We start from the raw sequence: 13,112 nt of genomic DNA on the forward strand, positions 1-13,112 counted from the left end.
TTCGGGGGCTTACCGAATAAATGACTCGCCGCATTCCCCCCTTTGGAGGTAGCCAGCGACTGCTGGATATGTGTATAGGAGGATATTTTTACCACATTACCTTCGATTTTCCGTCACACTCCCCCTAGTGCCTATGCCCTAAGGCCTATTGCCTCTTCCTCTTTCTTTCGTCTCGAAACCCCGTTTTTACCATTTTTTGCATCGCTGTATTATACTATGAGTCAACTTTTTATACACCCTTCCTATACCAATCGTCCAAGATTCGTATAAGCTTCCTATAAGCTCTCTATAAGCTAACCCCACCCTCCTTACACCCTTTTTTCACCAAAACCCCTCCCGACCTACTTCCGAACTTTTTCGTTTCCTTCCGATAGCTCAGAGCCTCTTCGAGTTTCTCCGAAAACTCCGACGAACCTCTCTCCCCATTTCACAAGGCGTAGCCTTGATTTTGTTTAATTTCTGAGGCACAGCCCCATTCCTCTAACTCAAGCTCGCACCTCATTTTCTAATTCCCAAATTTTCTAATTTATCAATTAACCACTAACCATTAACCACTAACCACTAACCATTAACCATTAACCATTAACCATTTAATCAACAGCCTTTTACCTTTTACCTTTTACCTTTTACTTAAATAATTTTCAGAATTATTTTTGCATTTCCACAAAAAGCATTACTTTTGCCGTTTGATTAATAACACCAAACAATTTTATAAATGAATCAAGGGTTAAAAAATGGCATATTGTTTTATTGAGAGTTGTACTTTGTAGCTTGTCCCCCTTCGGGGGAACGGGGGCTTTTAATGAAACATTTAAACATTCCTTAATCCAACCTGATTCACATTATACTTTTATAAACGATTTATAAACAATGGCAGTACTCGAAAAGATTAGAAGTAAAACCGTATTCCTTATCGCGATTATTGGGCTCGCCCTCTTCGCTTTCATCATCTCCGACTTCATAGGTAAAGGGCGCTTTAGCAACCATACGCCCAACGAAATAGGTAGCGTAAATGGCGAAGAGGTACCTATCGATGCATTCCGTCAGCAAGTGGAAAATGCTACCCGTCAAGCTAACGGACAAGTATCTAGCATCGAAGCCGCTAAATACGTCTGGGAACAAAACGTCCAACAAATCCTCCTCAACCAGCAAATCGAAAAATTAGGTCTCAGTGTAGAAAAAGACCAGATTTTAGCAATTCTTGCTAAAACACCGCTCGCTCAAAACCCTCAGTTTGTAAATGAGTACGGAGTGTTCGACGCAAATAAATTCACCAACTATTTGGCTACCCTCAAAAACACCAATCCACAAGCCTATGCTCAGTGGAAAATGCAAGAAGAAGCTATTATCGAAGATGCTAAACAGCGAATGTATTTCAGCCTTATCCGCGCAGGTCTCGGCGTTACCAATACCGAAGCCGAAATGGAATACCATCAAGAAAAAGACCTCGCCGATATCAGCTATGTAGCCTTGCAATACAGCTCTATCGATGATAAAAGCGTAAAGGTAACCGATAGCGAGATACAAGATTATATCAAAAAACACGAAAAACAATTTAAGCAAGAGGCTTATCGCAATATCCAATATATAGTAGTGAGCGAAAAACCATCGCAAACCGATATTGAAACCGAAAAAGAAAGCCTACTCAAGCTTTTACAACCTGAAGTAGTGTTTAACAGCAAAACCAATAAAAACGATACTATTGCAGGCTTTGCTAAAACAAAAAACATCAAAGATTTTGTAGACCGTCATTCCGATGTGCCTTACGATAGCACTTTTGTAAATAAAGATAATCTTCGTTCTTCTTACGCCGATACTCTTTTCAACCTTCCGGTAGGCAAAGTGTTCGGTCCTTATGAAGAAGATGGAAGTCTCAAACTCAGCCGTATGATTGCCAAACAACCAGGCGGTGCTGTGAAAGCAAGCCATATTCTTATAGCCTACGCCGGCAGTCAGGCAGCTACGCCTAATACTACCCGTACTAAGGAAGAAGCTAAGGCAAAAGCCGAAGAGCTTTTAGCTCAAGCCAAAGCAGCAGGTGCTGATTTTGCGCAACTCGCTCGTGAAAATTCCGAAGAACCAGGAGCTGTTTACAGTGCAGGCGACCTCGGGTTCTTCTCCAAAGGCGCTATGGTAAAACCTTTTGAAGAATTTGCTTTCAACAATGCTGTAGGTACTATTGGGTTAGTAGAAACCGATTTTGGCTTCCACGTAGTAAAAGTAACTGATAAAGCCGAAGCAGTGAACATCGCTACTATCAGCCGTAAAGTAGACCCTTCCGAAGCGACTATCAACTCTCTTTTCTCTAAGGTAACTAACTTCGAAATGAAGGCAGCTCAAAATCCCAAAGAGTTTGCTAATGTTGCTAAAAAAAGTGAACTTTCAGTGCTCCGTGCCGATAACCTACATAAGAACGACGATCAAATCATAGGATTGGGCTCTAACCGTTCTATCGTACAATGGTTATTCCAAAAGGACACTAAAATAGGTGATATCAAGAAATTCACCAGTGGTGGTAACTATATTGTAGCCCAATTGGTAAAACAAGGCGAAGAAGGTATTAGCTCAGTACAAGAGGCTACTCCTATGGTAAAACCAATTCTCATTCGCGAGAAAAAAGCCGCTATCTTAAAAGAGAAAGCCAAAGGCAATAGCCTCGAAGCTATCGCTTCAGCTAACAAAACCGAAGTGAAAAGCGCTGCGAACCTCATAATGAAAAACCCGACTATCATAGGCGAAGGACGTGAACCTAAAGTAGTAGGTGCCGCCTTCGGACTCAAACAAGGTCAGCTTTCTAAACCTATCGACGGCGAAAATGCGGTATACGTAATCCAACTTACCTCAGCTACCGTAGCTCCTGCATTGGATAACTACAAAACCTATGCTGAAACTGTTGAGAAACTCCGCACCGACCGTGCTGCTCAAGGTATTCTCAAATCATTGGAAAGTACTGCCACTATTAAAGAAAACCTAAGTGCTTTCTATTAATAAATAGAAATTAGGAAAATAGAAAACAGGAGTTAAAGATGTATGTCTTTAACTCCTGTTTTCTTACATTCAGTAATTTTTCAAATTTGCTAATTTGCTAATTATTTTTTACTTTTGCCAAAAAAAGAAGATTATGCCCTACATAATTACCATTACGGACAACAATCCTCAAGCTTTAGCTTTTGTAGAATATGCCAAGAAACTTGACTTTACAAAAGTTTCTATGAGCAAAGAGGTTGACGAAATTATCTCTTACAACGATGATTTAGAAGAAGATGAATACGGTATACCTATCAAATACCGCGAAGAAATAATGGCTATGAGTAAAGAGTCTAATAGAAATATAGCCAGACGTTGGAGAGAAGATCTCGCTAAAAAGAAAGAGAAACAAGCAATATGATAGTTATTTCAGATACTAATATTATCTATAGTTGTTTTTATAAACCCAATGGAGTAATTGCTAATATTTTAAAGGATAAAAAGAAAAACATTCAGTTTATAGCTCCTGATTACCTTTTAGAAGAAATAGAAGAACACTTGCCTAAAATTATGAAGAATAATAATCTTTCTAAAAAGCAAGCGAATATTCTTTTGGAAGAATTTATTCAGAACATTACTTTTTTTAAAGTAGATGATATTCCCCAACAATATTTAGATAAAGCAGAAGAAATAGCTAAGTTTGTCGATCCTGATGACTATCCTTTTATAGCTCTTCATTTTGAAAAAGGACACAAGATATGGACTTGTGACTTTGAACTAATTAAAGGACTAAAAGAAATGGGCTATGATATATGTGTAACGACTAAAGACCTTAAAACCAAACATTATAAAAAAATAACTGACTAACTATTCCACATTTCCTATTTTCCTCAGCTGGCGTGGGCTTGTAGTTCAGCTGGCGCGAGCTTGTAGCTCGTGCCCATTCTAATTTTCAAGTTTGCTAATTATTTTTTATCTTTGCACCGCCAACCTTTTACCTTTTACTTTTTATCTTTTACCTAAACAAATGGATTTAAGCAATTACCGAAAAACGTACAACAAGCGTGCTCTTTTAGAAAGCGATGCTCCTGAGAATCCTATGCAGCTCTTTCAAACCTGGTTCTACGAAGCCGATGAGAGCAACAGTGTAGACGAAGCTAATGCGATGTCAGTAAGTACCATAGGGCTCGATGGTTACCCAAAGACCCGCGTAGTACTCCTCAAACAGTACACTTACGAAGGCTTTATTTTCTACACCAATTACAACAGCGAAAAAGGAAAAGCCATTCTCGCCAATCCTCACTTGTGTTTATCTTTCTTCTGGCCCTCTCTCGAAAGGCAAATCATCATCAAAGGTATTGCTGAAAAAGTCCCTGCCAATATTTCCGACGGTTATTTTGAGTCACGCCCTTTGGGCAGTCAGTTAGGAGCAATAGTATCGCCACAAAGCGAAGTAATCCCTTCAAGAGAATACCTCGAAGAGCACCTGCACGCATTAGAAAAACAATACGAAGGCAAAGAAGTACCTCGTCCTGAGCATTGGGGAGGTTTCTTAGTCCGACCACAAAGCCTTGAATTTTGGCAAGGACGCCCTAATCGTCTACACGACCGTCTGCGTTACACTCTTACTGAAGACTACGATTGGAAATTAGAGCGATTAGCGCCGTGAAAGAGTCGCACACTTTGCCAAAGTTTCAAATTTTAGCAAAGTTGAATTGTCAATTATTTATGAATATTCTCTCCGCTGGTGCTAGCTTGTAGCTCGTACCATAATAATACAACATAAAATTGGCAATTATTAACATCTCCTTCCCTAAAGTTAAAGATTAAAAACTAACACCTAAATCCTATGATAGAGAAAGATTACCTCAAACGGCAAATAGACCTTTTCTTTGAAGAGCTCACCGCACTATTGAGCAAAAAGCCCGCAAAAGAAGAGCAACTCAAATATTTGGACTACTTAGCCGAAAAATATACTCCACACACACTTACTTATTTCATCAATACTCCTACTGAAACAATACTTTTAGCCTATAAAAATAGTGAAGATACCTTAGAAATCATCTCAGAACTATTGTTTTTTTTCGATGATAAAGCTACCCTCCAGAAAACCGCTGATATTATAAAATACCTCAATTGTAGTAGCAAAGAATATTCTTTCAGAAGAAATACTCATTTACAAGAACTCATACATAAGTTACAATAACCTTTGGTTAATTTACTAATTTGTAACTATTTCTTATTTTTCACATTGGAAAAAACATTGTTGTACGATGTGATATTTTATTGTATTTGCTTAATAAATAACTATTTGCGTTGATAATAAGAAGAGAGAGTAAAAAATATTTTCACTTTCCTGCACGTAAATAGAAATAAAAATATTACCTTTGTAGCTCAAAAAAACTTTTTGATAAAAACCAATGACAGTAGAAGTAAAAAAAGAAGGTAAATTTTCATACATCGAAAAAGGTGAGGGTACTCCTATCATTATCTTACACGGATTGATGGGGGGGCTTAGTAACTTTGAAGAAGTAGTTTCTTTTTTTTCCCGCAAATATAAAGTGGTAGTCCCCGAACTGCCTCTCTTCTCTATGCCTTTGCTCACAACTTCAGTGAAAACATTGGCTAAATATATACAGAAATTTATCAAACACAAGAAGTTTGAAAAAGTAATCCTGCTCGGCAATTCACTTGGTGGACACGTAGGTTTGCTTTATGCTAAAATGCACCCTAAAAACGTACTCGGATTAGTGCTTACAGGTAGTTCTGGGTTATACGAAAAAGCAATGAGCGATGGCTATCCACGTCGTGGTGATTACGATTTCATCAAAAAGAAATGCGAAGAAGTGTTTTACGACCCTGCCGTAGCTACTAAAGAAATTGTAGATGAGGTATTTGCTAATATCTCCGATCGTTCTAAACTTATCAAAACTTTGGCGCTTGCCAAAAGTGCTATCCGCAATAATATGGCAAAAGATTTGCCTAAAATGGAAACCCCTACTTGCCTTATCTGGGGTAAGAATGACAATGTAACCCCTCCTAAAGTCGCTGAAGAATTCCACGAACTATTGCCTAATTCCGAACTGCACTGGATAGACAAATGTGGTCACGCCCCAATGATGGAGCACCCTCAAGAGTTCAACGAGATTTTAAATAAGTGGCTTGAAAATAGATAGGAGGTAAGATGATAAAAAAAGCTGAATTTGTGATGAGTAACTCTCAGGTGAGTAAGTGCCCCAAGGAAAACTTACCTGAGTATGCTTTTATAGGGCGTTCCAATGTAGGGAAATCATCGCTCATCAATATGCTTACCAATCACAAGAATTTGGCTAAAACTTCGGGTCGTCCAGGGAAAACCCAACTCATCAATCACTTCAAAATAGACAATAGTTGGTTTTTAGTAGACCTCCCTGGTTATGGTTATGCAAGAGTGTCCAAAGAAACTAAAAAGGTATTTCAGCAATTTATTACTAAATATTTTGAGGAGCGACAACAATTGGTATGCGCATTTGTATTAGTTGATGTGCGCCACGAGCCCCAGAAGATAGATGTAGAGTTTATGCAATGGTTAGGCGAACACGGGATTCCGTTTGCTATTGTCTTCACCAAAGCTGATAAACTCAAACCTTTGGTAATTGAACGCAATATAGTGGCTTATCAACAAGTACTCCTCGAAACTTGGGAAGATTTTCCACCTTACTTCATCACTTCAGCCGAAAACAAAACCGGCAAAGAAGAACTAACCCATTACATCGAACAAATCAATAAATCAATTGATAATTGACAATTGTCAATTATCAATTGTTAAAATACTTCTGATATTACCTTTACTATATTATCTGATTTTCCCATTGAATAGTAGTGCAAAACAGGTACCCCAGCGGCTTTGAGCTCTTTGCTCTGCTGTATAGCCCATTCTATACCCACTTGTTTTACCTCGTTGTTGTTCTTGCAGGATTCCACTGCTTTGATGAGGTCTTCGGGGAAATCTATTTTAAAGGCTTGTGATAGTAGGTTGAGGTGCTTTTTAATAGCAATAGGTTTAATCCCTGGTATGATAGGTACATTGATGCCTGCTTCTTTGGCTTTCTCTACAAACTCAAAATACTTCTGATTGTCAAAAAACATCTGTGTTACCACATAGTCGGCACCGGCATCTACCTTTTCTTTAAGGCGCGCTAAATCTGAAGTGAGTGAGGGGGCTTCAATGTGTTTTTCAGGATAACCTGCTACTCCTATACAGAAATTAGCCTTATGGTCGGCAGCAATGCCGTTGAGGTAAATCCCCTTGTTCAAATTACTGATTTGAGTAACGAGTTCGGTAGCGTAGGTATGTCCGCCCTCAGTAGGCTGAAAGTAGCGTTGTTCTTTCATCGCATCACCGCGCAAAGCCATTACGTTGTCAATACCCAAGTAGAGGCAATCTACCAAAAGGTACTCAGTTTCTTCTTTTGAAAAACCACCACAAAGCACGTGAGGCACTGTATCTACCTTGTATTTATGCTGAATAGCTGCACAAATACCCACGGTACCAGGGCGCATACGGGTTACTTTTTTTTCCAATAGCCCATTGGGGTGTTCAATGTAATAATACTCCTCGCGTGAGGTAGTTACATCTATAAACGGAGGATTGAACTCCATTAGGGGGTCTATGTTTCGGTATAGTTCTTCAATATTATTTCCCTTTTTAGGAGGTACTACTTCAAAGGAGAAGAGCGTTTTTCCTTTGGCATTCTTAATATGGTCTGTTATTTTCATATTTTCCTTTAAATTCTTCTTTTGCTATCAGTGTATATCGTTTTATAAAGTCTGTTTTGTGAGCAGTATAAGCATCTCGGTCGTGCTCAAAAGGTTTCCAAAGAGATAATTTAAGTGTTTCATAGTCTTTGGCAATTGAAGGGTGTGTTTGCAGTTCATCGCGAAAATAGAGTTCGTCATTATCGCCTTCATAACGCAAGTGCAAGTGAAATACACGTTCTGCAAACCCATTAACAGTATAGCCTTTATTAAAAGAAATCCTATCATTTGTTTCATTCATACATAGATAACCTGATTGTAATATGAGTTCTTTTAGCTTCTGAAATGAACTGTCTTTCTTCACTTCCAATAGCATATCTACAATAGGTTTGGCTTGTATCCCTTCCACAGCGGTACTGCCTATATGGCTTAGTTGTATTATTTCATTAGAGGGTAATTGTTTTAAAAGAAAACAGCGTTCTTCCTCATACCATTCTTTCCACAAAGGATTGTGTGGCGTAAGATTGATAGGAAACAGTTGCCACAATTCCTGCAACGACATTTGTAACAAAGGATTTTCTTCTTGATTCATAGTCCTAACACCTAACACCTGAAACCTGATACCTAAAACCTACTTTTTTCTGCTAATCTTAAAATATCGCCAAATACCCCGCGTGCGGTTACCGAAGCGCCTGCACCTGCTCCTTGTATTACGATAGGGTTATCGCCGTAAGATTCGGTGTAAATTTCAAATATAGAGTCAGCTCCTTTTACCTGACCGAGGGCACTGTTGCGAGGAACCGATACTAGCGATACGTCTAACTGTACCGTTTCGGTAGAAGCTAAGTCGCCGTGAAGGTCACCTACATAACGCAGTACGTGGTCGGGGGCTTGTGCTTCTTTGATTTGCTGATAAGGCACATTGAACTCGTCTAAACGTTGCAAAAAGTCTTCCACAGAGCCTTCTCTCAAATGTTCGGGGATAAGGTTTTGTATCTTCACATCGCTGAACTCATTACCTAAATCGAGTTCGCGGGCTAAGATGAGCAGTTTGCGCCCTACATCATTACCACAAAGATCTTCACGAGGATCGGGTTCGGTATAACCACTGTTGATAGCGTGCTGGAGCACCTCGCTAAACGGCTTGTTTTCTGCTGAAAAGGTGTTGAACAGATAGCTGAGCGTTCCTGAGAATATCCCCTTGATACGGGTGATGTTCTCGCCCGAATGATGCAAAAGGCGAATAGTGTCTATCAGTGGTAAGCCTGCCCCTACATTGGTTTCGTAGAGATAAGTTTTTTGGTGTTGTTTGAGGGTTTTACGTAGCTCTTGGTAGAAGTCAAACGAAATAGTATTCGCTATTTTATTAGCTGAAACTAGGTCGTAACCGCTCTTGATAAGTGGAATATAGTTGTCTACAAAGGTTTTGCTGGCGGTTACATCTACGGCGATGAGGTTCTCTAAGTGATGTTTATCTACAAAGGCTTGCAGGGTGTCGAAGCTATAAGGAACGGCTTCTTTACCGAAGGCAGAGCGCCAATGACTGCCAATTCCTTTTGCATTGGTGAGTAGCTGTTGTGAATTGGCGATAGCAACGATACGCAAACTGATATTCTTGCGGTGGAGTATATTGTCGTGTGCGGCAATCACTTGGTCGATGAGGGTAGCCCCTACGGTACCTTTACCAAAGATTACCAAGTTGATACGGCGTGAAACCCCAAAGATTTCACCGTGAATTACGTTCAATGCCTTGTGGAGTTTTTTGGTTTTGAGTACCAAACTCACGTTTTTGCCCGTTACGGCATTGTTGATGAGCAAAGGAACGATTTGGTTGCGTATCAGTGCGTTATAAGGGTGGTGGAAAGTAGCAAGTGGTTGTCCTACGATAGAAATTACAGCTACATCTTCTACGATACTCACACTGCTCACATCATTGGTGTAGAAATCGTGTGAGAATTCCTCGTCTATAGCAGCTTTGGCAAGTTTAGCATCTTTAGAAGCTACTACCAAGCCTACCCCGCGCTCGGATGACCCTTGTGAGATGATACTCACACTGATACCTTTTTGTGCGAGCGCTTTAAAAATACGAGCATCTACGCCCACTTTGCCCAAGAGTCCGCGACCTTCCATCACGATAAGGGCATTGTCTTTAATTACCGAAATCGATTTGATACCCTCTTGCACGCTTTCTTGGTGAATGAGTGTGCCCGCGTCCTCACTGTTGAAAGTGTTTTTGATACGCAACGGAATGCCTTTTTCAATGAGTGGGATAATGGTTTTGGCGTGGAGTATAGAAGCTCCAAAGTTAGCCAACTCATTGGCTTCTTCGTAAGAAAGATGACGTATAATTTTGGCTTCGGGTACTAACTCAGGATTGGCAGTGAAGATACCGTCGACGTGGGTGTAGTTTTGCAGTTCGGAAGCGTTGAGGTAGTTAGCCAAAAGTGCTGCCGAATAGTTACTGCCATTGCGCCCTAAGGTAGTAGTGTCGCCTTTTTCGGTGGAAGCGATAAAGCCTGTAACCACGACTACGTGATTAGAAGGGATAGTTGCAAAGCGGTCACGGGTGAGTTTTTCGGATATTGAGTTGATGATTTGGGCATTGCCTACCACAGCATCAGTTTTGAAGATTTCACGACTATCCACAAAAGTACTTTCCAAGCCTTTGTGCTGAAGTAGTGCTGCCACAAGCTTAGCCGACATCAGTTCACCTTGTGCCAATACCAAATCTTTGGTTTTAGGGCTGTAGTCTTTCAGTAGCGAAACGCCTTCGAGGAGTTTTTCGAGCAACTGAAATTCGGGCTCAAACGATACACGAGAGTTATACTGCTGTTCGTCTTTTAGTTGTTGAAAGTCGGCAGTATAATCCTCGCCTTTACTCGCTTTTTCGAGCAAAGCCTCTAATTCATCGGTAGTGTTACCTCGCGCTGAGACTACTACTGATATAGGTTCAGTTTTAGCAAGCCCAGCAATGATACTGAGTACCTTTTCAATGCCATCATTAGCAAGTGATTTTCCACCAAATTTTAATATCTTCATTTGTTTACTTTTTATCTTCTACCTTCTTGAAAATAACTTCTCCTTTTTTATCATTACGCACCACAAACTCATCTCCTCTAAGTTTTACAATTTTAAAACGACTTACCTCATCTTTAATAGCATTTCCTATATCAAAAAAGCTCATCGGAGTTTTAGTGAGGTAAAATTCTAAATCATAGCATAAATTAAGGTCTATAGATTCGACTTTATACATAGATTCGTGATTATAGGTGAGTAATAAAGCACACTTTTCATTCGTCTTAGGTACTTTTATAATCAATTTTCCATTTTCGTCAGTATCACCTCCTGTAGACGCTCCTTCTTTAAACAGAGAAACATCTACATTCGGTAAAGGCTTCTTTTCTAAATCGTATACTGTTAAGTTTAAAGTGATGTAATCTTTATAATTAGTATATGGTTTAGCGATATAATATCCAGGGTATTTTACCTCTGTTAAATCGTATTTTAACACTAAAGAATCCTTCGTGAGGGTGTAATGACCTTTGCCATAATGAACAATTCCTAACTCACCTTCCTCAGCATAATCAAAAATGCCATTGCTATAAAACGTGTAGGTATCAGTAGCACAACACTCTATGTGCATTTCTTTCTCCTTTATATAATACTTACCTTCTATTTTTCTCTGCGCAAAAGTAAAAGCATATGCGCTTATAAAGAATAGCAATAATAAGAGGAGTTTTTTATTTGCATTTTGAGCTCCGTAGCTTTTAGCTATAATATTGATCCCATTATCCATCAATAATTTATCATTAATCATTAATTAAACACTTTCTTTAAATACTGTTCTAACTGTTTGTGTTCTATCAGGAAAGCATCGTGACCGTGTACGGAGTGGATTTCGTAATAATCTACGGGTTTGCCCATTTCGCGCAGTTCGGTTACAGTATCGCGGTTCTCTTGAGGAACGAAATACAAATCAGAATCGGTGCTTACAATGGTGATGTGTGCGGTGATAGGCGCTACAGCCTCGGCAAAACTACCGCGTTCCTTTGAAATATCTATCGTTTTTACCAATTGGTTCATCAGTTTGTAGGCGGAGAGTGAAAAACGTTTGTGTAGCTTCTCTCCGTGGTGTAAAAGCCACGTTTCTACATTGTACAACTGCAACGGAATGTTGGTGGTGCGCTCAAACTTCAGTTTCAACGATTGAGGAGTGCGATAACACAACATCGCGTGGAGGCGTGCATCGTGCAAGGGGTGTGTAGAGTTTTTGAGTATCTGCTCTTGCAAGAGGCAGTTGCCTATAATCCAGTCGGTTGCTTTCCAATCGGCAGCTACGATTATGAGTTCTTTGAAAAGGGTAGGGGAGAGGGCAGCCATTTCCCAAGCAATACCACCACCTAACGAGCACCCTACAAGGGCAAATACTTCTTTAAGTCCTAAATGCTCGGTGAGCCCTTGGTTGAAAATGCGCGCTATATCTATACCTGCCCAATGCTCATAGTTAGGAATCATATCTTCTTCGCGTGCTCCAAAACCATTGCCAGGGATATTAAAAGCCACTACTGTGTATTTAAGGGTATCTATCAACTTCCCTTCACCGATGGCTTCTTTCCACCAGCCATTTTCACCCGTTACTTGTGAATTACCTGTAAAAGCGTGATTTACTACCACTACCGGAGCTGTGCCTAAGGCTTTTCCAAACACTTGATAATACACCCTAAGAGCGGGAATACGCACCCCACAAGAGGTAACGAAATCAGTAAGAGGGTAATGTAGAATATCGGACATAAAGGCGTTGCGAAATAGTTTATATGAAAAACATTTAGATATATTTAGAATTATTTTCTTTTTCAGATACTCTAATCGGAAAATAATTCTGTGTTAAAACGCTATTATTTTTATATTGATTTTGAAAGGCGCAAAAGTAAAAATAATTTTCTAAATAGACAAATAGTTTTTATTACATTTATTTTAATCATTCAGAAAGGCAAGAGAATTAGGAAATGAGGAAATTAGAGAATGAGGAAATGAGAGAATGAGGAAATGAGAGAATGAAGTGGAGCTACAATTTCGCGCTAGAGGAGGGATTGTTAGTTTATTTAACTTTGGCAAAGTTTCAAACTTTGCCAAAGTGTATACCCCTAAAAGAGACATATCTGAGCTATCGGAAGGAAACGGAAGATTTCAGAAGAGGGCTGAGAGGATTTTTGGTGAAAAAAGGGTGTAAGATGGGTGGGGTTAGCTTATAGAGAGCTTATAGGAAGCTTATATGAATCTTGGACGATTGGTATAGGAAGGGTATATAAGTAGTTGACTCATAGTATAATGCAGTGACATAAAAAATGGTAAAAACAGGGTTTCGAGGCGAAAGAAAAAGAATCCTCACCCCGTCCCTCTCCCAAGGA

At 39.6% G+C, this 13,112-nt stretch carries 12 protein-coding genes; 7 read left to right on the forward strand and 5 right to left on the reverse strand.

Translation table 11 applies throughout. From position 1 onward, the window contains the following. Positions 1-870: 870 nt before the first annotated feature. The 7 genes from HMPREF1320_RS04305 to yihA all read left to right on the forward strand — a co-directional run bounded on the left by HMPREF1320_RS04305 (position 871) and on the right by yihA (position 6,751). Positions 871-2,988 (forward strand): peptidylprolyl isomerase, encoded by a 2,118-nt coding sequence (locus HMPREF1320_RS04305; protein ID WP_009417543.1) that lies wholly within the window; start codon positions 871-873, stop codon positions 2,986-2,988. A gap of 133 nt (positions 2,989-3,121) precedes the next feature. Continuing rightward, positions 3,122-3,388, forward strand: coding sequence for a hypothetical protein (locus tag HMPREF1320_RS04310; RefSeq protein ID WP_009417540.1), 267 nt, complete (start codon positions 3,122-3,124; stop codon positions 3,386-3,388). Next, positions 3,385-3,834 carry a PIN domain-containing protein gene (locus HMPREF1320_RS04315; protein WP_009417538.1) on the forward strand — a complete coding sequence of 150 codons (450 nt, stop codon included), beginning with the start codon at positions 3,385-3,387 and terminating at the stop codon, positions 3,832-3,834. The genes HMPREF1320_RS04310 and HMPREF1320_RS04315 overlap by 4 nt, the downstream gene beginning before the upstream one ends. A 160-nt stretch (positions 3,835-3,994) precedes the next feature. Beyond that, entirely contained in the window at positions 3,995-4,636 is a 642-nt protein-coding gene (gene pdxH, locus HMPREF1320_RS04320) for a pyridoxamine 5'-phosphate oxidase (protein WP_034554117.1), read from the forward strand. A gap of 180 nt (positions 4,637-4,816) precedes the next feature. After that, positions 4,817-5,173 (forward strand): hypothetical protein, encoded by a 357-nt coding sequence (locus tag HMPREF1320_RS04325; RefSeq protein WP_009417544.1) that lies wholly within the window; start codon positions 4,817-4,819, stop codon positions 5,171-5,173. Positions 5,174-5,387: 214 nt separating this feature from the next. Then, positions 5,388-6,143 carry an alpha/beta fold hydrolase gene (locus HMPREF1320_RS04330; RefSeq protein ID WP_009417548.1) on the forward strand — a complete coding sequence of 252 codons (756 nt, stop codon included), beginning with the start codon at positions 5,388-5,390 and terminating at the stop codon, positions 6,141-6,143. Between the two features lie 8 nt (positions 6,144-6,151). Then, the gene (gene yihA / locus HMPREF1320_RS04335) at positions 6,152-6,751 is read left to right on the forward strand and encodes a ribosome biogenesis GTP-binding protein YihA/YsxC (protein ID WP_009417541.1); all 600 of its coding nucleotides are present in this window, start codon (positions 6,152-6,154) and stop codon (positions 6,749-6,751) included. Between the two features lie 20 nt (positions 6,752-6,771). Here yihA and metF read toward each other — a convergent pair whose 3' ends face one another. From metF to HMPREF1320_RS04360, 5 genes are read right to left on the reverse strand one after another with little or no spacing between them, the layout of a single operon-like run. Then, positions 6,772-7,725: a methylenetetrahydrofolate reductase [NAD(P)H] gene (metF, locus tag HMPREF1320_RS04340; protein WP_009417542.1), complete on the reverse strand. Its 954-nt coding sequence runs from the start codon at positions 7,723-7,725 to the stop codon at positions 6,772-6,774. Continuing rightward, entirely contained in the window at positions 7,703-8,296 is a 594-nt protein-coding gene (locus HMPREF1320_RS04345) for a GrpB family protein (RefSeq protein WP_009417545.1), read from the reverse strand. The genes metF and HMPREF1320_RS04345 overlap by 23 nt, the downstream gene beginning before the upstream one ends. A gap of 32 nt (positions 8,297-8,328) precedes the next feature. Beyond that, positions 8,329-10,743, reverse strand: a complete 2,415-nt coding sequence (gene thrA / locus HMPREF1320_RS04350; RefSeq protein WP_009417539.1) for a bifunctional aspartate kinase/homoserine dehydrogenase I — start codon at positions 10,741-10,743, stop codon at positions 8,329-8,331. A 4-nt stretch (positions 10,744-10,747) separates the two neighbouring features. Then, entirely contained in the window at positions 10,748-11,521 is a 774-nt protein-coding gene (locus tag HMPREF1320_RS04355) for a hypothetical protein (RefSeq protein WP_034554120.1), read from the reverse strand. Next, on the reverse strand, positions 11,521-12,495 hold the full coding sequence (locus HMPREF1320_RS04360; RefSeq protein ID WP_009417546.1) for an alpha/beta fold hydrolase: 975 nt from the start codon (positions 12,493-12,495) through the stop codon (positions 11,521-11,523). Before HMPREF1320_RS04360 ends, HMPREF1320_RS04355 begins: the two co-directional genes overlap by 1 nt. Between the last annotated feature and the right edge of the window lie 617 nt (positions 12,496-13,112).

The organism is Capnocytophaga sp. oral taxon 335 str. F0486, from assembly GCF_000277665.1.
GTDB classification, from domain to species: domain Bacteria; phylum Bacteroidota; class Bacteroidia; order Flavobacteriales; family Flavobacteriaceae; genus Capnocytophaga; species Capnocytophaga ochracea.